Origin of the sequence: Bacillus sp. FH, assembly GCF_052216825.1 — a bacterium.
Classification (GTDB): Bacteria; Bacillota; Bacilli; order Bacillales; family Bacillaceae_G; genus Bacillus_A; species Bacillus_A paranthracis.
Genome location: NZ_JBQOUU010000001.1, coordinates 1,609,943 through 1,629,167 on the forward strand (window position 1 = coordinate 1,609,943; position 19,225 = coordinate 1,629,167).

Here is a 19,225-nt window from a genome sequence, read left to right on the forward strand (position 1 = left end):
ATAAAGGAAAATAGTTGCATTTTGCAAATATTATTGTATAGTATAAATATAGCAAAGGAGGAATTCGTAATGAACGATGCAAGAGAACTATTTCAAGTATTCGCAAGACGTTTTGGTTTTTTAAATAAAAACTGTTGTAGTATTGGTGGGGTAGAGATTTCACTTGTTCAAAGCCATATTTTATACGAAATTAGCAAACGCGATCAACCCTCTATGCAAACCGTATCAGAAACTCTAGGCATGGATATTACAACATTTAGCAGACAAATCCAAACACTTGTGAAAGGAAAATTTGTTACAAAAACGCCTTCTCCACAAGACCGAAGAATTTATACCTTGTCCCTAACCACAGAAGGTACATTTGCTGTTGCTACAATCAATGAACAAATGAATCAATATTTAAATGAAGTGTTCTCAAAAATGAGTCCATTTGAAAAAGATATGATATTAAATTCTATTCAGTTGTTAAACAACGCAATGCAAGATACTGATGTTTGCTGTAAGCCACTTGCTTGAGCAAAGTATTTTGCTCTTTATTTTAAACTAATACTTGCAAAATGCAACTATTTTAAAAGGGGGAATTAACATGTGGGAAACCATTCTTCGCGATTTCTTTTCTATCGCACTTGAACTAACGCTCTTATTTGTTGGTATTTCATTCTTTATTCAAGTCATTCAAAGCTTTTTGCCATACGACAAGCTAGACGTATTGCTCTCTAAATCAAACTTTCTATACAGTTCTTTCATTGCTATCGTATTTGCTTTTATTACACCATTTTGTTCTTGTTCAACGATTCCAATTGTTGTGAACTTATTAAACAAAAAAATTCGATTTGGAACAGTTATGGTATTTCTGTTTTCTTCACCAGTCCTTGATCCAACGATATTAACACTTATGACCGCAACGCTAGGTGTAAAAGTGACGCTTACATATACGGTCATTACATCCCTATTATCCATTATCATTGGCTACACACTTGAAAAATTAGGATTCGAAACAGAAGTCAAACAGGTAATTATGAGTGGATATGAAGAAAAAACACAATCATTTAGCTTAAAAAATGCTTTTGTTGAAGTGTTTCAATTAATGAAGACAGTATATCCTTACCTAATCTTTGGTGCACTAATTGGAGCTGTTATTCACGGAGCTGTACCTACTGAATGGATTACAAACTATTTAGGAGGTGATAATTGGTGGCTTGTTCCGATTGCTGCTATTATTGGTATCCCATTATATATTCGTCTTTCTACGATGATTCCAATCTCGCAAATCATGATTGCAAAAGGAATGGCATTAGGTCCAGTTATGGCATTAATGATTAGTTCTGCGGGTGCAAGTTTACCAGAGATAACATTGCTAAACAGTATTTTCAAAAAGAAATTAGTCGTAGCATTTATTCTTTCAGTAATGAGTATGGCAACACTTTCAGGATTTTTATTTTATTTCATATAAAACAGAGGAGGAATTACCATGAGTATCTTTAAAAAACTATTTCAGAGCAAAGAAAAAGATTGTTGCAGTATTAAAATTGAGGAAGTAAAAGAAGAAAAGAATGATTCAACTTCTAAAAACACTGATAATAAATCAGAGTGCTGTAAATAAAATAATAAATATATAGTAAGAAAAACATCTGCCTATGCGTCAGATGTTTTTCTATTGCGTAATATCATTTCTTATATCATTACTCAATCATGTTTTAATTTACTTTTTTCCACACGAAAAAGAAAGGAATCCTGCTGTTTTGCACAACCACTTACAAAGAAATCCACTTGACCTTGTTCATTTTCTTTCTTAATTATTTCTGTGCAAACATCTTTTTCTATACCTTTATCGTTTCCAGCATATGCATCGTTTGAATTGTCGTGAGTATATTTCAAGACTTTCCCATCAAATTGCAAATCTTGAAATATGGGGTCTCCTTCATGTGTATAGCTTGTCACTCGTATCTTATCTTCTTTTTTATTAGAGAGGTTTGTTAAGAACTGTTCAAATCTTGTTAAATGAGCAACTTTGCTTTGTTGATACACAATGTCACCTCTTTTTACCGCTTCCTTGGAACTATAGCCTTTATTATTTGAACACCCGAAGGCAGTAATAACAATCAAAAATAGAATCACAGCGAAGAACAATTTTTTCATTTTCTCCTCCAAACTGATTATTTAGGTTCATCCTCTTAACCTTTTGATATAATATATTCCAACATGCATCCTTCATTGTTTTAATTCTAAAATATAATTACATTTCCCTTTAACCGTTTTAAATAATGATTTAATAACATTACCTTATTAAAAAGATACGAACTGGATTACAGACAATTACTTTTATTAATTTATCAGCAAAAAATAAAGACCAAATCGCATAATGATTTGGTCTTTATTTATATATGATTACTTTTGCTTCATAACAAAAGAACTATTTAATATTTAACAGCAGCTTTCTCCACCGCGGAAGACTAATCCTGACTCTTCACCTTTTCCTTCGAAATCAACAGTCAGTTTATCTACTGTATCTACAATCTTTTGATCTATTGCAATCTCTACCCCATTAATTGTTTGTACAATATCGTCTTCTTGTCCTGTAGCTAACGACATTCCCCAGCTCGGCCCGCAACATCCTGCACCTTCAAATGAAAAACGTAATGTGGATACACCGTGTTCTTTCATAACCTCTTCAATATATGCCTTTGCTCCATCTGTAATAATCATAGTATTCTCTCCTCTTCTTTTTTATTTTTACACTGTTAAGTGTTTCAAATTTTCATAGCCAACAATATCTTGTGCTTTCCAAGGAATCACCACATATTGTCCATTTGCTCTTTCTTCAACCTCACGCATCCATTCTATTTCGGATATCGCTCTACCATGTAAAATAGGGTCTTTTGTGTTTGTTGCATATAAACTTTGATTAATCACCCACCAAGTTGGTGTAATACTCGCACGTTTTAAATCTTCTTGTAAACGACTTGCTTCGAACACAGGTGTAGCTTCTGCTAACGTAACAATTACAACACCTGTTTCTTTCGGATTACGAAGACGTGGTAGTAATTGTTGTACTGAAACGGGCACTTCACCAGTAGAACGTTCAATTTCTTTATGATAGGAATGTGCCGCATCTAGAAGTAATAATGTATGTCCTGTTGGTGCTGTGTCGATAACAACAATTTCGTTATTTGCCTTTTCTACGATATTGGCAAACGCACGGAAGATTGCAATTTCTTCCGTACAAGGTGAACGTAAATCTTCTTCCAAATATGCTAATCCTTCTTCATCTAACAACTCGCTTGATTGATTTAGAATTTCTTCTCGGTAATTTTCTACTTCGACTTTTGGATCAATACGACTTACGGATAAGTTTCCGTGTAGGGATTCGTGGTGCATAACATGATCTAAGTGAGCTGCTGGATCAGTAGTCGTTAAATGAACCTTGTGTCCCTTTTCTACTAAACCAACCGCAATCGTAGATGCGACCGTTGTTTTTCCCACGCCGCCTTTTCCCATCGTGAAAATAACACGTTGACCTGTTTGGTGTATATTCTCAATCAAGTCTTTTAAAGGCTTTGTTTTTATATCTTCCACTTCTAACGTTTCTACATCAGATATAGCATTATCTATGAATAACCTGCGAAGATTTTCAATACCAGTGATGTTAAATGGCGCTAAAGGAACAGCATAAGTTGGAATTTGTTTTAATTTATTTGGTGTTTGTTCTAATGCTTTTGTTTGTCTCTCATAAAAGGCTTTTGATACTTCATCCTCTTTCACTTGATTTTGCATCATACCATTAATGAGTAACATTTGATTCTGTACACCAATGTCTCCAAGTTCTTTTGAAGCCCTTGCCGCTTCTTGTAATGGAGATATATCTGGACGGGTTACTAACACCAACGTTGTTTGTTTCCCGTTAGATAGAGCGTTAACTGTTGCCTCATAAAGCTTTTTCTTCTCACCTAATCCAGCAAGTGGTCCAAGACAAGAAGCACCATGTGTACTTTCTTCTAAAAACCCACTCCATGCCGTTGGAAGTTGAAGAAGACGTAATGTATGACCTGTTGGTGCTGTATCAAAAATAATATGATCGTACTGTTCTGTGAGTTCTTTATTTGTTAATAACGATGAAAACTCGTCAAATGCAGCAATTTCTATCGTACATGCTCCTGATAATTGTTCTTCCATTTGATTAATAACCGCTTCTGGAAGTTTACCACGATACGGACCCACCACACGCTCTTTATACTCGTTTGCCGCTGTTTCAGGGTCTAAATTTGCTACGAATAAATTGTTTACACTAGGAATTTCTACTGGATGATTCGTTAGTTCCATATTAAACACGTCTTGTAAGTTTGAAGCTGGGTCTGTACTTACAAGTAACACGCGTTTTCCTTTATCAGCTAATGTGACTGCCGTTGCACATGCAGTTGATGTTTTCCCCACACCACCTTTTCCAGTAAAAAATAAAAATGGTGTAAACTCCATCGTCTGTGGATTATATAAACGAGTCATGCCCATTCCTTCTTTCTCTTTACTTTTTCACGTTTAGCCCTAAACGTACACGAGGTTTTTGACTTAATTCTTCTTCTGTTAATCCTGTTAATGCAACAAACTCATCATTCGATAAGTGTGTTTGTTCTTTCACTACTTCACCATCAACAAGAGTAATAGGAAGTACTTCAGGACCTTTTTCCATTAACAATTTACTAATCATTTCATTTGAAGCAAATGCATCTGGTTCACTTGCTAGGTTATAACGTGTAATATCAAAACCTTTATTTTTCAAATTGTTTACAGCCACAGAAACTCGAATCAATTCAGGGTCTACACTTGGTCCACAAACACCTGTTGAACAACACATTGCTGGATCATAAATTTCAATTTTTTTCATGTTTCTTTCCCCTCCTATATAAGAAGCCGAGAACGAATTCTCGGCTATGTTTTTGATTACTCACCTGTTTCTGCAAATTTCTTAATGCGTGCACCAATCTCGTCACGCACACGCTGAAACACTGACCAATCTTGCCCTGCTGGATCATCAAATCCCCAATGCTCATGTTTTACATGTGGAGGAATTGTTGGGCATACGTCTCTCGCATGTCCACACAATGTCACAACAAGGTCTGCTGTATTTAAAATGTCACGGTCGATTATATCTGATGTTTGACCTGTAATATCAATATTTACTTCATTCATTGCTTTAATTGCATTTGGATTCACACCATGTGCTTCAATCCCTGCAGAGTATACATTCCATGTATCTCCTAAATATGTTTTTCCAAATCCTTCAGCAATTTGGCTACGGCAAGAGTTACCTGTACATAAGAAATAGATTGTTTTCTTTGTCATGTTTGTTCATCTCCTAATATTTCTGTTAGTTACAGCAGTTATCATCACAAGTAGTTGCACCATGAGGTAGGTCTACATGACGAATCATATCTTGAACCAATTCATAGTATTCACTTTCTATATTTATGGAGTAATAAATCCATTGTCCACGTCTTTCTTCTTTTACAAGCCCCGCATCTTTTAGCTTGCGTACATGCTGACTAATAGAAGGTTGGCTCATTTTAAATATATCTACAAAGTTACAAACACAATATTCTTGTTCATATACCATTCGCATTATTGCTAATCGCGTTTTATCTCCTAATAATTTCAGGATACTTGATACCTTTTCAATTTCTAATGTTGTTTTTTGCATATCTCAACCTCCTTTTCTACATCATAAGTATATAAGCATTTGCTTATATATTCAACCAAAAAGAACCCATTATTCACTAAAAAACGTTCTTATAAATTTATAAGAACGTTTTTATAAGGATTACCTTGACAATTCAATCCAATTAATTATTCTCAAAAAAAGGAGGGATGATTTTGAAATATATTTTATTATTCATTTTATTTTCTTTATATGCTTGTTTACTGTTCAGTTATTGTCGTATTAGGATTAATAACTTATATTTCAGTAGTTTATTCAAAGCAATGTATTACATTAGTATGTTATCCACATATTTTTTCATCCTCTATATTTATATCATTTATCAAAATCTAATATTTTTGGTTAGTTTCTTTTTATTGATATTTTTACACTTATTAATAACATTATATATAAAACTAAAATATTAATTACATGTTAGTAACATGTGCGATAACTAACCCTATCAAGGGTACTAGTGAGACAGCAGTAGTTATGACTCTATAATTATTTCGAAACTTCTTGCTTTCTTCCTGTAATACTTTTAAGGTACTGTTGTAGATTTGTAGTACATTTCCAGAATTCCCATAATGTTTGAGTGCATCCTTTAAATATTTATTAATTAACAATTCAGCATTTTGATCTGCAAACTCCTCATCTTTCGTTTTTATAGCAGCAAAATAACCACCCAATGTTACTGATACTAAGCTCATGACTACCAAAAAAACATACAATACATCATACGAGAATCCTTGTATATAAATATAACCTAAGTAAAAAAGAGCATAAATTATACTTATACCTGCAAAAGTAAAAAATAAGTATTGAAATAATAATAACTTTTTAAACCAACTGGGATTATTAATATTATTAACCAAATGCCCTACCTCATGTGCGATTGTTTTATAATTACCTGGTTTACTTCCCTCACTATCCATATCTGTTAAATTGAAAACTGATGTATGTTTAAGGCTATATTTTAAATGACTTTGTTTATTAGTCTTACCAATTTTATATGTAGCACTATTTTGATATTGCTGCACTAATATATAATCCAAAAATTCTTTTCCCTTCATGGATAACTCCCTTTACCGTTTTTAAATAATTATATCTCTTCCCTCCGATTAATAATATAAAAATCCGAAAAAACATTAGTTTCATATTTTACAATATTCATCTCTCTGACTAAAAATTTCTTGTCCATTCAAAATACTTGAAAAACATATAATCAAACGCTAATATAAGCGTATACTTATATAAGTGAACAACAATATGTATCAAGGAGGAGAATAGAGTGGGGAAAGTCAGTAAGAATTTATCTTTTCTAGACCGCTATTTAACGTTGTGGATTTTCCTAGCTATGGCATTAGGTGTATTCATTGGCTATGTATCACCAAGTTTTGTTAATCACCTAAATTCTTTACAAGTAGGAACAACGTCTATTCCAATTGCAATCGGACTCATTATTATGATGTATCCACCACTAGCAAAAGTTCGCTACGAGGAAATGTGGCGCGTATTTAAGGACTGGAAAGTGCTATTATTATCTTTATTTCAAAACTGGGTCATTGGACCGATTTTAATGTTTGTATTAGCAATCGTCTTTCTACAAGACTATCCAGAATATATGGTTGGTTTAATCATGATTGGTTTAGCACGTTGTATTGCTATGGTTATTGTTTGGAATGACCTTGCACAAGGCGACCGTGAATACACTGCTGGTCTTGTTGCCTTTAATTCCATTTTCCAAATCTTACTGTACTCTGTATACACATATGTATTCGTCACAGTAATACCGAAATGGTTAGGTATGGATAGCTTTGTTGTAGATATCTCAATGGGAGAAATCGCAAAAAGTGTTGGTATTTATTTAGGTATTCCATTTATTGCAGGTATGTTAACACGACTTATTTTTGTAAAAACAAAAGGGCGCGAATGGTATGAATCGACAGTCGTCCCTCGTATTAGTCCATTAACTTTAATCGCCTTACTATTCACGATTGTTGTGATGTTCTCTATTAAAGGTGAAATGATTGTTCAGTTACCAATGGATGTTGTACGAATTGCAATCCCATTACTTATTTACTTTATCTTAATGTTCTTTGTTTCGTTCTTCTTATCTAAGAAAATGGGAACAAGTTATCCTGTTGCAACTTCCTTATCATTCACAGCAGCAAGTAATAACTTTGAATTAGCTATCGCTGTTGCAGTCGGAGTATTTGGCATTCACTCAGGTGCAGCCTTCGCAGCAGTTATCGGCCCATTAGTAGAAGTCCCAGTATTAATTGCACTGGTTAATGTTGCTTTAAAATTACAAAAAAAATTTCTACAAGGTTAATTAAATAATCCTTCTAATAAAAAGGTTTCTCGATTATTGAGATACCTTTTTATATTGACAATATAATCATTTAGATATCACAAATATCCAATATTATACTTTAACAACCAAAAAACGCAGTCTAATTTTATCGGACCATAATTTTATCCGTCGAAATTTGGATAAAAATCATACAACCTTTTTAAAACAACATTTAACAATTTCATCCACATAAAATAAGTTATACAAAAGTACACCGTCTAGATAAAGCAAAACAGGATTTTCTATTACCTCATTTAGAAAGTGGACTCCTTACCTTAATTGGTGCGACGACGAGTAATCCGTTCCATGCTATTAATTCTGCTATTCGAAGTCGGTGTCAAATCTTCGAATTACATGCATTAACAGAAGATGATCTTTTAATTGGCTTAAAACGAGCACTTGAAGATAAAGAAAAAGGTCTTGGGGAATATGATGTAACTGTTACGCCTGAAGCATTACATCACTTCGCAAATGCATCAGGCGGAGATATGCGTTCCGCTTATAATGCACTGGAACTAGCTGTTTTATCTAGCTTTACAACTGATGACAAAGCTGCGGAAATTACGCTAGAAATCGCCGAAGAATGCTTACAAAAAAAGAGCTTCGTTCATGACAAAGGCGGAGATGCTCATTATGACGTATTATCGGCATTTCAAAAATCGGTGCGCGGAAGTGATGTAAATGCAGCACTTCACTATTTAGCACGTCTTATTGAAGCTGGTGACCTACAAAGCATCGGTAGACGTCTTCTTATTATGGCATATGAAGATATTGGACTTGCTAGCCCGCAAGCTGGACCGCGTACGCTAGCAGCTATAGAATCAGCGGAACGAGTTGGATTCCCAGAAGCACGCATACCACTTGCAAATGCCGTTATTGAGCTTTGCCTATCACCAAAATCAAACTCAGCTTATAAAGCACTTGACGCTGCCTTACACGATTTACGGAACGGTCAAACAGGCGATATTCCAAGTCATTTAAAAGATAGTCATTACAAAGGCGCAGAGGCACTTGGAAGAGGCATTGGATACTTATATCCACACGACCATCCAAATGGTTGGGTACCGCAACAATACTTACCTGATAAAATAAAAAACAAACAATATTATAAACCGAAAACGACAGGGAAATTTGAGCAAGCACTTTCTACTGTATATGAAAGATTACAAAGTTCGAATAAAACGAAAAATAAAGGGTAACATAAGCGAAAACGTCACCATTATGGAGGCTTCGCTTATGAAAACACGTCAAGATGCATGGACAAAAGAAGACGATCTCCTTTTAGCGGAAACTGTTTTACGACATATTCGCAGCGGCAGTACACAAATAAAAGCATTCGATGAAGTCGGCGATGCTTTAAACCGCACTTCCGCAGCTTGCGGTTTTAGATGGAATGCTGAAGTAAGACCGAATTATGAAGATGCGGTGCAGCTTGCGAAAAAACAACGTAAAGAATTAAAGCGTTCTGAAGCTAAAATAGAAAAAGATCAGTTCACAAAAACGAAACAACTCGTAATCGATGCTGAGTTTTCAGAAGATATTGTACCAAGTAAACAAGAACTTACAATGCAAAATGTCATCTCGTTTTTGCAAAACTTAGAGCACAATAATCCTTCACTCGCAAAGTTACAAACTGAAAATGAAGTATTACAAACTCAGCTCACTTCCTTGCAAAAAACGAATGATGAGCTTGAAACTAAATTAGCCGCACTCACAAAAAAACAACAAGCAATCGAAGAAGATTATGCAATGCTCGTTAGAATTATGGACCGTGCTCGAAAACTTGTTTCAGTTGAAGAACAAGAAGAACAAATCGCTCCCATTTTCAAGACAGATCAAAATGGAAATTTAGATATTATTTATTCTGCAGAGAATTAAAAAAGGATGTCACCTAGCCCAATTTTCCGGCTAAGTGACATCCTTTTTTTGTCTCTTCGGTGGATAGCATATTGGTAAATGAAATTATATCGACGATTTTTCGAATATATCTATCGTAACTTACAATATATCAACGATTTTTTAATTATATCGACTATTCGACAAGGAATATCGATTTACCGACAAATGCTGACAAAAAAAGTCGATTTGTTATAAAAATAAATACCTAAGATTAATTGGATATATTTTACTTAAATGTTAATATGAATATATACGATCGAAGGGAGATGATTGCTATTTCATTAATAGTCTTCAAAATAACGCTTGGCATTCTCGTCCTAATATTAGGTCTTTTTACCATTCATAGTTTAAAAAAGACGTCAGCTTATAAATCGAACAAATATGATTATTTTTTATTAGGATTACTTACACTTGAAGTATTAGTATTGCAAATATCAGCAGTTCTTTAAAATATAATAGAAAAGCATATATCCGAAATGGATATATGCTTTCACTTTATTCTTGCCCTACACGTTTCACTTCTACATTTTTAATGCGTTCACGTACAACGTGACTTGCCATAATTAAGCCTGCCACAGATGGTACGAATGCATTTGATGAAGGTGGTAATTTCGCTTTACGAATTTTTGCATTTTCGTCTGGTACAATTTCTTTACGTACCTCTTCACGAATTACGATTGGGTTTTCGTCAGAGAAGACAACTTTTACACCTTTTTTAATGCCCTCTTTACGAAGCTTCGTACGAATGACTTTCGCAATTGGATCTGTATGTGTTTTAGAGATGTCCGCAATACGGAAACGAGTTGGGTCCATTTTATTTGCTGCACCCATACTTGAGATAATTTTAATTTTACGACGTAAACATTGCTTAATTAAATGAATTTTGAACGTAATCGTATCAGATGCATCCACTACAAAGTCTAAACCGTACTTAAAGAACTCTTCATATGTTTCATCTGTGTAAAACATTTCTAGTCCAATTACTTCACACTCTGGGTTAATGTCTGCAATACGCTCTTTCATTAATTCTACTTTTGAACGTCCTACAGTAGATACTAAAGCGTGAATTTGACGGTTTACGTTTGTAATATCTACAACATCTTTATCTACTAATACGAGACGCCCAACTCCAGAACGTGCTAACGCTTCAGCTGCAAAAGAACCTACGCCGCCAATTCCTAAAATACCGACTGTACTATTTTTTAATATTTCAAGTCCTTCTTTACCGAAGGCTAATTCATTACGTGAAAATTGATGTAACATTCAGCTCTACACTCCTATTACAAAAATGGTCTACCATGTATTCTAGCGTTTTTCCGACTATTTGTATAGAAAAAGTTATAGAATTCCTAAAAATACATATTTCAAAAATAAAAACATAGTGTAAACCGGGATTTTGTTTCTTCCTAAATACACGTTTAAAAAGGAGGATTTAGATAACCGAGCAGATCGAGGCGCTGAAGCCAGGAGGAGCGCAGTGTAGCTTTACTACTCGAGCACCGGACTAGCATACGTAACGACGAGATGCGACAGTTATCTGAACCGGACTTTTTAAACTTCCTTCCAATACACGTTTAAAAAGGAGGATTCAGATAACCGAGCAGATCGAGGCACGTATGCTAGGAGGAGCGCAGTGTAGCTTTACTACTCGAGCACCAGACTAGCATACGTAACGACGAGATGCGACAGTTATCTGAACCGGACTTTTTAAACAACCTCTCAAAAAAAGCCTAGATGGTATTAGTATAACCATCTAGACCCTATTCTTACTTCTCTTCTTTTAAGCTTAATTTTAAGTTTAACTCTTCAAGCTGCGCTTCTGCAACTGGGCTTGGAGCTTCTGTTAATAAGCAGCTTGCGCTTGCTGTTTTCGGGAATGCAATTGTATCACGAAGGTTCGTACGACCTGCAAGTAACATAACAAGACGGTCTAAACCTAATGCAATACCACCGTGTGGTGGAGTACCGTATTCGAATGCTTCTAATAAGAATCCGAATTGCTCTTGCGCTTCTTCTTGTGAGAATCCAAGTGCTTTGAACATTTTTTCTTGTACGTCACGCTCGTAAATACGAAGTGATCCACCACCAAGCTCATAACCGTTTAATACAAGGTCATATGCTTGCGCACGTGCTTTTTCTGGTGCTGTTTCTAATAGCTCAACATCTTCACGGAATGGCATTGTGAATGGGTGGTGAGCTGCGAAGTAACGATCTGCATCTTCATCGTACTCAAGAAGCGGCCAATCCGTTACCCATAGGAAGTTAAATTTACTTTCGTCAATTAACTCAAGCTCTTTACCTAGACGTAAACGAAGTGCACCTAAGCTATCTGCAACAACGCTCTTCTTATCTGCTACGAATAGTAATAAGTCACCAGCAGTAGCTTCTAATGTATTCATTAACACGTTTGCATCTTCTTCACCGAAGAATTTCGCGATCGGTCCTTTTAAGCCGTCTTCTTCCACTTTAAGCCAAGCTAAACCTTTTGCACCGTATACTTTTACGAATTCAGTTAATGCATCGATGTCTTTACGAGAGTATTTGCTCGCAGCACCTTTTGCATTAATTGCTTTTACTTGTCCGCCGCTTTCTACAGCACTTGTAAATACTTTAAATCCACAACCTGCTGCAAACTCAGATAAGTCTGTTAGTTCCATTTCAAAGCGTGTATCTGGCTTATCAGAACCGTAACGAGCCATTGCATCAGCGTAAGTCATACGAGGGAATGGTGCACTAATCTCTACACCTTTCGCATCCTTCATAACTTTCGTCATCATGCGCTCCATCATATCTAAAATTTCTTCTTGTGTTAAGAATGAAGCTTCAATATCGATTTGCGTAAATTCTGGCTGACGGTCCGCACGTAAATCTTCATCACGGAAACAGCGTGCTACTTGATAGTAACGCTCAAATCCGCCGACCATAAGAAGCTGTTTAAATAGCTGTGGAGATTGTGGTAATGCATAAAACTCACCATCATGTACACGACTTGGTACTAAATAATCACGAGCTCCTTCTGGCGTGCTCTTCGTTAAAATTGGTGTTTCCACTTCTAGGAACTCTTCTGTGTCTAAGAAGTTACGAATTGTTTTTGTTACGTCATGACGCATTTTGAATGTATTGAACATTACAGGACGACGTAAGTCTAAGTAACGATATTTTAAACGCACATCTTCTGATGCATCTGTATCATCAGCGATAATGATTGGCGTTGTTTTCGCTGCATTTAATACGTTTACTTTCGTTGCTTGTACTTCAATACGACCAGTTGCCATATTGTCATTAATTGCGCCTTCACCACGCTCAACAACTGTACCTTCTACGTGTAATACGTATTCGCTACGAATTGTTTCTGCTACTTCTAGCGCCTCTTTTGATGTTTCTGGGTTAAATACAACTTGTACGATACCTGTACGGTCACGTAAGTCGATAAAGATTAATCCACCTAAATCACGGCGTTTTTGTACCCAACCTTTTAATTGAACTGTTTGTCCAACTGCTTCTACTGTTACTTTTCCACATGCATGTGTTCTTTCAGCCACTGTAAGTTCCCCCTATATTAATTTCTCTGCTACGTATGAAGCAAATACATCTAATGCTACTTCTTCTTGTTCGCCTGTTGCCATATCTTTTAAGTTGATGATACCTTTATCTAACTCATCTTCCCCTAATACAGCTACAAATTTCGCTTTTAGACGATCTGCTGATTTAAATTGTGCCTTCATTTTGCGATCTAAATAATCTTTTTCAACTGATAATCCAGCTTTACGAAGATCAAACGCAACTTTTGCAGCATGGTCTTTTGCTTTTTCACCAAGCGCTACAACGTAACAATCAATGCTATGTTCGATTGGCAATTCAATGTTTTCAGCTTTTAGTGCCATAATTAAACGTTCAATACTCATCGCAAAACCGATACCTGGCATTTCTGGTCCACCGATTTCTTGTACAAGTCCGTTGTAACGTCCACCACCGCTTAATGTAGTAATAGCACCGAAACCTTCTGCCTCACTCATAATTTCAAATACAGTGTGTTGGTAGTAGTCTAAACCACGTACTAAGTTCGGATCTTTTTCAAATGGAACATCCATCATCGTTAATAGTTCTTGAACTTTTTCGTAGTATACTGCTGAATCTTCGTTTAAGTATTCTGTAATAGATGGTGCTGTTCCCATTAATTCATGGTTACGGTCCTTCTTACAATCTAAAATACGAAGAGGGTTCTTTTCTAAACGAGATTGACAGTCAGAACAGAATTCGCCGATACGTGGCTCAAAGTGTGCGATTAATGCATCACGGTGTGCTTGACGGCTTGCTGCATCACCTAAGCTGTTTAATACAACTTTAATATTTTTTAAGCCCATGCCGCGGTAAAACTCTACAGCAAGTGCAATTACTTCTGCATCAATTGCAGGATCGTTACTGCCGATTGCTTCAATACCAAATTGTACGAATTGACGATAGCGACCTGCTTGTGGTCTTTCGTAACGGAACATTTGGCCGATATAGTATAATTTCGTCGGTTGTGTTGCGTCACCGAACATTTTATTTTCAACGTAAGAACGTACAACAGGTGCAGTACCTTCTGGACGTAATGTTAAACTACGCTCTCCACGATCTTGGAATGAGTACATTTCTTTTTGTACGATATCTGTCGTATCACCAACACCACGTAAAAATAGCTCAGTGTGTTCAAAAATTGGTGTACGAATTTCTTTGTAATTGTAACGACGGCAAATTTCGCGTGCTTGCCCTTCGATATACTGCCATAACTCAACAGTACCTGGAAGAATATCTTGCGTTCCGCGTGGGATTTGAATAGACATATTCAGTTCCTCCTCAAATTGTTTTAATCTTAATAAAAATAAAAAAACTCCCGCCTCTACTGTTTGAACAGTAGGGACGAGAGTATTATACCCGTGGTGCCACCCTAATTGAAGCACGTATGCTTCCACTTTTTTAATAACGCTTAAATGTGCGTTCATCCCTACTAAGCGTATACGCCGTTCAAGTTGAAACCTCTAGAGTGTCATTCAATCAGTCATCATGTAGAAATGTTTTCAGCCTAAGACATTTCTTCTCTTTCCATGTGTGTCTCATTTACTCTTCTCTATCAAAGGTTATATTCATATGTAAATATAAAATTACTATACGTTTGTTCAGTAGGATTGTCAAGTGCTCTAAGAGCGTTCAATCTGCTTCTTTAGACGCTTTACATCTTGAAGAGAAATGCCAAACTCAGAAGCAAGCTCCATTGAAGTATTGTTTTGCTCTTTTGAAATAAAATCATGAAAATTCACGTTAAACAGTTGATTTGCACCATTTGTAACAGAATGCCCTTTTTCATTCATACGCATACGTATATCCCTCACATTCAATATGGATGTTTTACTTTTTATTGTTCCATATTGATTAGAGAGTTATACATAAACGAAAAAGCTATTGACTCAAAATAAACATTAGTATTGGATTTATAACAATGAGCTAGTCCACTTGCTAGCATATGATGCTTCAAATAATATAACGATACGATACAATACCTACCCCAATTACGAGAATTTCTAACATTACATGTAATACAACTTGCGCGGCCATTTCTTCTATAGGAAGTAAAGCATACATTAAATTACTTCTACACTCTGATTCAATATACGGACCAATGCCTCTGGATTAGTTTCCATTACCCAATGCCCACCAACTTCAATAGAAAAAACCTCCCATTTTCTATCTCTTGCTTTTTTTGCTGATTCTAAAAAGATAGACGTCATTGGCCAATGTTCTGGATTATCCTTTACTTCTACGTATATATGCGGTATACATTGTGCTTTAAAGTTTTTTATTTCAACCGATTGTGTAAAAGCCAACAATGGCATCGCTGATTTTCTCTCATCTATTGTATTTCTAGGAAGAACACGCCATCCCTCCCCGTATACTTTTACTTCTTCTATAAAATGCGCGGCCATTTCCGGTCCAGAAATATCCATAACAGAATCACCATCTTCCGGAAGCATTGCATCCACGTATACTAGCTCCTTAATGAACTCGGGAATTACTTCTGCCACCCCTGTAATTACCATACCAGAATAACTATGTCCTACCAAAATTACATCTTTTAGACCCTGATATTTAATAGTATTAACAATGTCTTGAATAAATGTCTTCAACCCTATATTAGGTTGCATAAGATGTGTTCGTTCCCCTAGTCCAGTTAATGTAGGAGTATATACACTATGACCCTCTTCCCTTAAAAGTTCAGCTAGTTTTTTCCAAACATAACCGCCATCCCATGCTCCATGAACGAGTACAAATGTTTCCATAAGTTTTACCTCCCATAATCCCCCGATTATATCGTTTATTTTCTTAACTATCATAACAATAATTAACAAAATATACCATTAAAAACCATAAAAGAAGAGAGGGGCTCATCCCCTCTCTTCTTGCAACACTATTTACTTTCCACAATTAAGGTAACCGGACCATCATTGATTAAAGAAACATCCATCATTGCTCCGAACTTCCCTGTTTCTACATGCAATCCTTGCTTACGTACTTCTTCATTAAAGAAATCATATAAACGCTCTGCATAGTCAGGTTTAGCTGCATCCATAAAGTTTGGACGTCTTCCCTTGCGGCAATCTCCGTATAATGTGAATTGCGAAATGGATAGAACTTGTCCTTCTACATCAAGTACAGAATGGTTCATCTTTCCGCTCTCATCTTCAAAAATACGTAAGTTCGCAATTTTTTCTGCAATGTAAGTTGCATCTTTTTCTGTATCTTCATGCGTAATGCCAACTAGTAATGTTAAACCGAACGGAATTTGTCCTACGATCTCACCGTCTACTGTGACAGACGCTTCTTTTGATCGTTGTAAAACAACTCTCATCTTTTCTACACTCCCTATTAATGCATCATGCGTCGTACTGCATAAATTTCTGGAACACGTTTAATGCGTTCTACTACTTTTTTCAAGTGCTGTAAGTTACGAATAGAGATTGACATATTAATTGTTGCCATCTTATTACGGTCACTTCTACCAGAAACTGCTGAAATGTACGTTTTCGTCTCTGTAACAGCTTGTAATACTTCGTTTAATAAACCACGGCGATCGTAACCTGAAATTTCAATATCAACGTTATACTCAATTTCTTTTTCAGGGCTACCTTCCCACTCTACTTCTAATAAACGTTCTATAGCTTCTTCTGTATGAACATTTACACAGTCACGGCGGTGAATCGATACGCCTCGGCCTTTCGTAATATACCCAACGATATCATCACCAGGTACTGGGTTACAGCATTTTGATAAACGAATTAATAAATTATCTGCACCACTTACTTTAACGCCAGAATCCCATTTTCGAATTTTCATCGGTTTACGAACTTCTTTAACTTCAACAATCTCTTCTTCTTCACGTTGCTTACGGAACTTGTCCGTTAGTCGCGTAACAATTTGCGATGCAGTGATACCATTATATCCAACTGCCGCAAACATATCTTCTTCATTTGCAAAGTTGAATTTTTCAGCAACTCGTTTTAAATTGTCAGGCGCTAACACTTCTTTCATCTCATACTCTAGGCTACGCACTTCTTTCTCAACAAGTTCACGGCCTTTTTCAATATTTTCATCTCTACGTTGTTTCTTAAAGAACTGACGTATTTTGTTTTTTGCATGAGATGTTTGAGCAAGTTTCACCCAATCTTGACTTGGTCCATACGAATGTTTCGATGTTAAAATCTCAATGATGTCACCTGTTTTTAATTTATAGTCAAGTGTCACCATTTTCCCGTTTACTTTTGCACCAATTGTTTTATTCCCAATCTCTGAATGCACACGATATGCAAAGTCAATTGGAACAGATCCAAGTGGTAATTCCATTACATCGCCTTTCGGTGTAAAGACGAATACCATGTCAGAGAATAAATCAATTTTTAACGACTCCATAAACTCTTCTGCATTAGAAGCTTCATTTTGCCATTCTAATATTTGACGGAACCATGTAAGTTTCTTCTCTAATGTACCTGTTGTTTCTGCTGTTTTTCCTTCTTTATACGCCCAGTGTGCCGCGATCCCGAATTCTGCAATCTCATGCATTTCTTTCGTACGAATTTGCACTTCAAGCGGATCACCTTTCGGTCCAATTACAGTCGTATGAAGAGATTGATATAGATTTGCTTTCGGCATTGCAATATAATCTTTAAAACGACCTGGCATCGGCTTCCAGCACGTATGAATAATTCCAAGTACTGCATAACAATCTTTAATACTATTTACAACGACACGTACAGCTAATAAATCGTAAATTTCATTGAACTGTTTATTTTGCAGTGCCATTTTACGATAAATACTGTAAATATGTTTTGGTCTTCCAGAAATTTCAGGTTGAATTGCAACTTCGTCTAATTTCTCACGAATACCAGTCATTACTTCGTCTAAATACTCTTCACGTTCTGCACGTTTACGCTTCATTAAATTTACAATACGATAATATTGCTGTGGATTTAAGTAGCGAAGTGACGTATCCTCTAGCTCCCATTTAATAGTACTAATTCCGAGTCTATGTGCTAAAGGCGCAAAGATTTCTAACGTTTCATTCGCAATGCGACGCTGCTTCTCTTGAGGCAAATGTTTCAATGTACGCATGTTATGAAGACGATCAGCTAGTTTAATTAAAATAACTCGAATATCTTGAGCCATTGCAATAAACATTTTGCGATGGTTTTCTGCTTGTTGTTGCTCATGAGATTTATATTTAATCTTTCCAAGCTTTGTCACACCATCAACAAGCATAGCAATTTCTTTATTAAATTCCCGTTCAATATCTTCTAATGTAATCTCTGTATCTTCTACTACATCATGTAAGAAACCTGCTGATACTGTAGCTGGATCCATGTGTAAATCAACTAAAATACCTGCAACTTGAATTGGATGAATAATGTATGGTTCACCCGATTTTCTGTATTGTTCGCTATGCGCATCGCGTGCATATTCATAGGCACGTGCTACTAGCTCAATATCTTCATCCACTAAATATTGACTTGCTTTCTCGAGTACCTGTTCAGCTGTTAGTACCTGCTCATTTGCCATCGAATCACCTTTTATTGAAAATTGACTTTATCTTTATTAAATAGAATAAATTATATTCTATCATTATAACCCAATGATTGTGAATTGTGAAAAGGAAAAGATTTTACTGACATTTCACCATAATTTTTTGTTCAATTATACAAAAGTACCCGCTCCTCTCCAAGAGATTCACGGGTACTTCTTATCACCGTAGT

Annotated in this window: 20 protein-coding genes, 1 pseudogene and 1 other annotated feature; of the genes and pseudogenes, 7 read left to right on the forward strand and 14 right to left on the reverse strand. The window is 35.8% G+C overall.

What is annotated here, in order from left to right:
- The first annotated feature begins 69 nt into the window (after nt 1-69).
- The 3 genes from ACTT1L_RS08575 (at nt 70) to ACTT1L_RS08585 (ending at nt 1,603) form a co-directional block, all read left to right on the forward strand.
- On the forward strand, nt 70-516 hold the full coding sequence (locus ACTT1L_RS08575) for a MarR family winged helix-turn-helix transcriptional regulator (RefSeq protein WP_229163707.1): 447 nt from the start codon (nt 70-72) through the stop codon (nt 514-516).
- Between the two features lie 70 nt (nt 517-586).
- Nucleotides 587-1,453 (forward strand): permease, encoded by an 867-nt coding sequence (locus tag ACTT1L_RS08580; RefSeq protein WP_048540287.1) that lies wholly within the window; start codon nt 587-589, stop codon nt 1,451-1,453.
- Between the two features lie 18 nt (nt 1,454-1,471).
- Nucleotides 1,472-1,603 carry a hypothetical protein gene (locus ACTT1L_RS08585; protein ID WP_267496471.1) on the forward strand — a complete coding sequence of 44 codons (132 nt, stop codon included), beginning with the start codon at nt 1,472-1,474 and terminating at the stop codon, nt 1,601-1,603.
- An 83-nt stretch (nt 1,604-1,686) separates the two neighbouring features.
- On the opposite strand, the gene ACTT1L_RS08590 is transcribed toward ACTT1L_RS08585, so the two are convergent.
- The 7 genes from ACTT1L_RS08590 to ACTT1L_RS08620 all read right to left on the reverse strand — a co-directional run bounded on the left by ACTT1L_RS08590 (nt 1,687) and on the right by ACTT1L_RS08620 (nt 6,762).
- Complete coding sequence (locus tag ACTT1L_RS08590) at nt 1,687-2,139, reverse strand: DUF4362 domain-containing protein (RefSeq protein WP_229163708.1); 453 nt, start codon at nt 2,137-2,139, stop codon at nt 1,687-1,689.
- A gap of 285 nt (nt 2,140-2,424) precedes the next feature.
- Nucleotides 2,425-2,706 (reverse strand): HesB/IscA family protein, encoded by a 282-nt coding sequence (locus ACTT1L_RS08595; RefSeq protein WP_229163709.1) that lies wholly within the window; start codon nt 2,704-2,706, stop codon nt 2,425-2,427.
- A 27-nt stretch (nt 2,707-2,733) separates the two neighbouring features.
- A complete protein-coding gene (gene arsA / locus ACTT1L_RS08600; protein WP_229163710.1) occupies nt 2,734-4,500 on the reverse strand; it encodes an arsenical pump-driving ATPase in 1,767 nt (588 codons plus the stop codon).
- A 19-nt stretch (nt 4,501-4,519) separates the two neighbouring features.
- Complete coding sequence (gene arsD, locus ACTT1L_RS08605; protein ID WP_229163711.1) at nt 4,520-4,879, reverse strand: arsenite efflux transporter metallochaperone ArsD; 360 nt, start codon at nt 4,877-4,879, stop codon at nt 4,520-4,522.
- Nucleotides 4,880-4,935: 56 nt separating this feature from the next.
- Entirely contained in the window at nt 4,936-5,337 is a 402-nt protein-coding gene (arsC, locus tag ACTT1L_RS08610) for an arsenate reductase (thioredoxin) (RefSeq protein WP_229163712.1), read from the reverse strand.
- Nucleotides 5,338-5,362: 25 nt separating this feature from the next.
- The gene (locus tag ACTT1L_RS08615; RefSeq protein WP_061157637.1) at nt 5,363-5,692 is read right to left on the reverse strand and encodes an ArsR/SmtB family transcription factor; all 330 of its coding nucleotides are present in this window, start codon (nt 5,690-5,692) and stop codon (nt 5,363-5,365) included.
- Between the two features lie 425 nt (nt 5,693-6,117).
- Nucleotides 6,118-6,762 (reverse strand): hypothetical protein, encoded by a 645-nt coding sequence (locus tag ACTT1L_RS08620; protein WP_442821870.1) that lies wholly within the window; start codon nt 6,760-6,762, stop codon nt 6,118-6,120.
- Between the two features lie 218 nt (nt 6,763-6,980).
- Between ACTT1L_RS08620 and arsB the strand changes: the two genes are divergently transcribed.
- The 4 genes and pseudogenes from arsB to ACTT1L_RS08640 all read left to right on the forward strand — a co-directional run bounded on the left by arsB (nt 6,981) and on the right by ACTT1L_RS08640 (nt 10,393).
- On the forward strand, nt 6,981-8,024 hold the full coding sequence (gene arsB / locus ACTT1L_RS08625) for an ACR3 family arsenite efflux transporter (protein WP_347408034.1): 1,044 nt from the start codon (nt 6,981-6,983) through the stop codon (nt 8,022-8,024).
- A 227-nt stretch (nt 8,025-8,251) separates the two neighbouring features.
- Nucleotides 8,252-9,244: pseudogene (locus ACTT1L_RS08630) on the forward strand (replication-associated recombination protein A); the annotation flags it as partial.
- Between the two features lie 37 nt (nt 9,245-9,281).
- Entirely contained in the window at nt 9,282-9,923 is a 642-nt protein-coding gene (locus ACTT1L_RS08635) for an RsfA family transcriptional regulator (protein WP_000857699.1), read from the forward strand.
- 287 nt (nt 9,924-10,210) lie between these two features.
- Complete coding sequence (locus ACTT1L_RS08640) at nt 10,211-10,393, forward strand: hypothetical protein (RefSeq protein ID WP_033673903.1); 183 nt, start codon at nt 10,211-10,213, stop codon at nt 10,391-10,393.
- Nucleotides 10,394-10,439: 46 nt separating this feature from the next.
- Here the strand turns inward: ACTT1L_RS08640 and ACTT1L_RS08645 are convergent, their stop codons facing one another.
- The 7 genes from ACTT1L_RS08645 to relA form a co-directional block, all read right to left on the reverse strand.
- Entirely contained in the window at nt 10,440-11,207 is a 768-nt protein-coding gene (locus ACTT1L_RS08645) for a tRNA threonylcarbamoyladenosine dehydratase (protein WP_000903179.1), read from the reverse strand.
- Nucleotides 11,208-11,710: 503 nt separating this feature from the next.
- Nucleotides 11,711-13,486 carry an aspartate--tRNA ligase gene (gene aspS, locus ACTT1L_RS08650; protein WP_000840908.1) on the reverse strand — a complete coding sequence of 592 codons (1,776 nt, stop codon included), beginning with the start codon at nt 13,484-13,486 and terminating at the stop codon, nt 11,711-11,713.
- 12 nt (nt 13,487-13,498) lie between these two features.
- A complete protein-coding gene (hisS, locus tag ACTT1L_RS08655; RefSeq protein WP_000027087.1) occupies nt 13,499-14,770 on the reverse strand; it encodes a histidine--tRNA ligase in 1,272 nt (423 codons plus the stop codon).
- Nucleotides 14,771-14,839: 69 nt separating this feature from the next.
- Nucleotides 14,840-15,070 (reverse strand) — a binding site (T-box leader).
- A 54-nt stretch (nt 15,071-15,124) separates the two neighbouring features.
- Nucleotides 15,125-15,301: a hypothetical protein gene (locus tag ACTT1L_RS08660; protein ID WP_001242605.1), complete on the reverse strand. Its 177-nt coding sequence runs from the start codon at nt 15,299-15,301 to the stop codon at nt 15,125-15,127.
- A gap of 264 nt (nt 15,302-15,565) precedes the next feature.
- On the reverse strand, nt 15,566-16,261 hold the full coding sequence (locus tag ACTT1L_RS08665; RefSeq protein WP_000447389.1) for an alpha/beta fold hydrolase: 696 nt from the start codon (nt 16,259-16,261) through the stop codon (nt 15,566-15,568).
- A gap of 128 nt (nt 16,262-16,389) precedes the next feature.
- On the reverse strand, nt 16,390-16,830 hold the full coding sequence (locus tag ACTT1L_RS08670) for a D-tyrosyl-tRNA(Tyr) deacylase (RefSeq protein WP_001266956.1): 441 nt from the start codon (nt 16,828-16,830) through the stop codon (nt 16,390-16,392).
- A 17-nt stretch (nt 16,831-16,847) separates the two neighbouring features.
- Nucleotides 16,848-19,031: a GTP diphosphokinase gene (relA, locus tag ACTT1L_RS08675; protein WP_001262809.1), complete on the reverse strand. Its 2,184-nt coding sequence runs from the start codon at nt 19,029-19,031 to the stop codon at nt 16,848-16,850.
- Nucleotides 19,032-19,225: the final 194 nt, after the last annotated feature.

Coding starts and splice junctions, on each gene's coding strand:
- ACTT1L_RS08590 (WP_229163708.1), bottom strand. CDS start 2,139: ATGAAAAAATTGTTCTTCGCTGTGATTCTATTTTTGATTGTTATTACT.
- ACTT1L_RS08660 (WP_001242605.1), bottom strand. CDS start 15,301: ATGCGTATGAATGAAAAAGGGCATTCTGTTACAAATGGTGCAAATCAA.
- ACTT1L_RS08620 (WP_442821870.1), bottom strand. CDS start 6,762: ATGAAGGGAAAAGAATTTTTGGATTATATATTAGTGCAGCAATATCAA.
- ACTT1L_RS08645 (WP_000903179.1), bottom strand. CDS start 11,207: ATGTTACATCAATTTTCACGTAATGAATTAGCCTTCGGTAAAGAAGGA.
- relA (WP_001262809.1), bottom strand. CDS start 19,031: ATGGCAAATGAGCAGGTACTAACAGCTGAACAGGTACTCGAGAAAGCA.
- ACTT1L_RS08665 (WP_000447389.1), bottom strand. CDS start 16,261: ATGGAAACATTTGTACTCGTTCATGGAGCATGGGATGGCGGTTATGTT.
- ACTT1L_RS08640 (WP_033673903.1), top strand. CDS start 10,211: ATGATTGCTATTTCATTAATAGTCTTCAAAATAACGCTTGGCATTCTC.
- ACTT1L_RS08615 (WP_061157637.1), bottom strand. CDS start 5,692: ATGCAAAAAACAACATTAGAAATTGAAAAGGTATCAAGTATCCTGAAA.
- arsD (WP_229163711.1), bottom strand. CDS start 4,879: ATGAAAAAAATTGAAATTTATGATCCAGCAATGTGTTGTTCAACAGGT.
- arsA (WP_229163710.1), bottom strand. CDS start 4,500: ATGACTCGTTTATATAATCCACAGACGATGGAGTTTACACCATTTTTA.
- ACTT1L_RS08585 (WP_267496471.1), top strand. CDS start 1,472: ATGAGTATCTTTAAAAAACTATTTCAGAGCAAAGAAAAAGATTGTTGC.
- ACTT1L_RS08595 (WP_229163709.1), bottom strand. CDS start 2,706: ATGATTATTACAGATGGAGCAAAGGCATATATTGAAGAGGTTATGAAA.
- ACTT1L_RS08635 (WP_000857699.1), top strand. CDS start 9,282: ATGAAAACACGTCAAGATGCATGGACAAAAGAAGACGATCTCCTTTTA.
- ACTT1L_RS08580 (WP_048540287.1), top strand. CDS start 587: ATGTGGGAAACCATTCTTCGCGATTTCTTTTCTATCGCACTTGAACTA.
- ACTT1L_RS08575 (WP_229163707.1), top strand. CDS start 70: ATGAACGATGCAAGAGAACTATTTCAAGTATTCGCAAGACGTTTTGGT.
- hisS (WP_000027087.1), bottom strand. CDS start 14,770: ATGTCTATTCAAATCCCACGCGGAACGCAAGATATTCTTCCAGGTACT.
- ACTT1L_RS08670 (WP_001266956.1), bottom strand. CDS start 16,830: ATGAGAGTTGTTTTACAACGATCAAAAGAAGCGTCTGTCACAGTAGAC.
- arsC (WP_229163712.1), bottom strand. CDS start 5,337: ATGACAAAGAAAACAATCTATTTCTTATGTACAGGTAACTCTTGCCGT.